Source organism: Streptomyces nanshensis (genome assembly GCF_001751255.1).
GTDB classification, from domain to species: Bacteria; Actinomycetota; Actinomycetes; order Streptomycetales; family Streptomycetaceae; genus Streptomyces; species Streptomyces nanshensis_A.
The window spans coordinates 1-2299 of the sequence record NZ_LJGW01000598.1; the positions used below are offsets into that span (position 1 = coordinate 1).

Annotated in this window: 3 protein-coding genes; 2 read left to right on the forward strand and 1 reads right to left on the reverse strand. The window is 74.2% G+C overall.

Features of this window, described 5'->3' with window-relative positions:
- Together AN218_RS30060 and AN218_RS30065 are read left to right on the forward strand one after the other, a co-directional pair.
- Positions 1–947, forward strand: a 947-nt coding sequence (locus AN218_RS30060; protein ID WP_070020207.1) for an SAM-dependent methyltransferase, incomplete at its 5' end; no start/stop codon positions are given.
- Positions 944–1774 (forward strand): DUF1295 domain-containing protein, encoded by an 831-nt coding sequence (locus tag AN218_RS30065; protein ID WP_070020208.1) that lies wholly within the window; start codon positions 944–946, stop codon positions 1772–1774. The genes AN218_RS30060 and AN218_RS30065, both read left to right, overlap by 4 nt.
- Before the next feature lie 45 nt (positions 1775–1819).
- Here AN218_RS30065 and AN218_RS30070 read toward each other — a convergent pair.
- Positions 1820–2299, reverse strand: a 480-nt coding sequence (locus AN218_RS30070) for an anti-sigma factor (RefSeq protein WP_141747757.1), incomplete at its 5' end; no start/stop codon positions are given.

Here is a 2299-nt window from a genome sequence, read left to right on the forward strand (position 1 = left end):
CCGCGCTGCGCGCCCGGCCCGCCGGGCGGCTGCACAGCCGGGCCCGCGACCGCGCCGCCGTCAGCCACCACTACGACTTCTCCAACGACTTCTACGCCCTGCTGCTGGATCAGTCGATGGCGTACTCCTGCGGCTACTGGCGCCGCCCCGGCGACCCCTCGTACACCCTCGCCGACGCCCAGCACGACAAGCTCGAACTCGTCTGCCGCAAGCTGGAGTTGAGGCCGGGCGCCCGGCTGCTGGACGTCGGCTGCGGCTGGGGCTCGCTCGCCCTGCACGCCGCCCGGCACCACAAGGCCGAGGTCACCGCCGTCACGCTGGCACGGGAACAGGCCGCGGCGGTCACCCGGCGGCTGCGCGAGGAGGGCCTGGAGCACCTGGTCGACGTGCAGTCCAAGGACTACCGCGACATCGAGCCCGGCAGCTACGACGCCGTGTGCTCCATCGAAATGGGCGAACACGTCGGGGACGAGGGCTATCCCGCCTTCGCCGCGTCCCTGCGCGCGCGGCTGCGCCCCCGCGGACGGCTGCTCGTCCAGCAGATGTCCCGCGGCCGCAGCGCGCCCGGCGGCGGCGCCTTCATCGAGACCTACATCGCCCCGGACATGCATATGCGCCCCCTCGGGCGGACGGTCTCGATGCTGGAGGAGGCCGGGCTCGAAGTGCGCGGCGTGGAGTCGCTGCGCGAGGACTACGTCCGTACGGTCGCGGCCTGGCGCGACACCCTGCACGAGCGCCGGCACGAGGTGAGCGCGCTCGTCGGCGAGGAGGCGGCACGTGTGTGGCGCCTGTATCTGACGGGCGGGATGCTGGCCTTCGAGGAGGGCCGGATGGGCGTGGACCAGATCCTGGCCGTACGTCCCGACGCGGACGGCCGCAGCGGGATGACGGACGGGCACGACGGTGTGCCGAGTGACCACAACGGCCGGACGGGCGGCGGACGATGACGGGCTTCCCGTGGGGCGCCTTCGGCGTGAACCTTGCGGTGAGCGCCGCCGCGGCCCTCGCCGTCATGCTGGTCACCTTCGGCGCCGCCCTCGCCAAGGGCGTGCACCGCATCGTCGACGTCGCATGGGGCCTGGGCTTCACCGCCGTCGCGGCCGTCACCTTCGCCCTCTCCGCCGGTCACGGCGACCCGGCGGCCCGGCTGCTCGTCACGGCGCTGACCGCCGTATGGGGGCTGCGGCTGTCCGGGCACATCGCCCTGCGCGGACGCGGACACGGCGAGGACCCGCGCTACGAACGGCTGCTCGCCCGGGGCCGCGGCGACCCGCGGCTCTACGCGCTGCGCACCGTGTATCTGCTCCAGGGTGCGCTGGTGTGGCTGGTCTCGCTGCCCGTACAGGCGGCGCAGTACGTGCCGGGTCCGCTGTCCGGACAGCGGTGGGCGCTGCTGGGCGCCGCCACCCTGGTGTGGCTGACGGGCTTCGTCTTCGAGACCGTCGGCGACGCCCAACTCGCCCGCTTCAAGGCCGATCCCGCGGCGCGTGACGTGACCGGCGCCCGCGTCATGGACCGCGGACTGTGGCGCTGGACGCGGCACCCCAACTACTTCGGGGACTTCCTGGTGTGGTGGGGGCTGTGGCTCACGGCGTGCGGGGATGTGGCCGTCGCGGCGGCGACGCTTGTCTCCCCGCTGGTGATGAGCCTGCTGCTGACGAAGGGCAGCGGAAAGCGGCTGCTGGAGCGGCAGTTGGCGGACCGGCCCGGGTACGCCGCGTACCGGGAGCGCACCAGCGGCTTCTTCCCGCTGCCGCCGCGGCGCACCCGGTAGGAACTCCGGGGCTTCCGCTCTGCGCCGGGCGCGGGCCGTCCGCCGCTATCCCGCCGTCCCCGGCAGCTTCATCAGCGCCAGCGGCTCCGTCGTCGGCTGCGGTGAGCCGCCCGCCGGTTCGACGGTGACGCCCATCGCGGAGGCCCGGCCGACCTTGCCCTCCATGAGCTGGGCCGTACTGTCGCCGTGGGAGTCCACCAGCCCCGCCGGGCGCATCTTCTTCCCGTCGGCGAACCAGAGTTGGTAGACCTTGCCGCCGGGCGGTGCGTCCATCCCGGAGGCGAGGAACGCCGCACGGTCCCGTTCGCGGGAGACCACGACCGTCCCCGACGCACCGCCCGGAAGCTCGCCGCGTCCCGTCGTCCGCGCATCGGACGCCGCCAGCACGCGCACCAACTCCTCCTGCCGGGCACGCGATTGCGCCGCCTGCTCCCGCGCGTCCTGCGCCGCCCGGTACTGCCATGCCGCGACGCCGCCGGCCGCCGCCGCGAGGGCCAGACACGCGGCGAGCGCGAAGCGCGAGAG

What these genes read in the sequence shown, in the direction of transcription:
- AN218_RS30065 (WP_070020208.1), top strand. Translation starts at nt 944, where the DNA reads ATGACGGGCTTCCCGTGGGGCGCCTTCGGCGTGAACCTTGCGGTGAGC.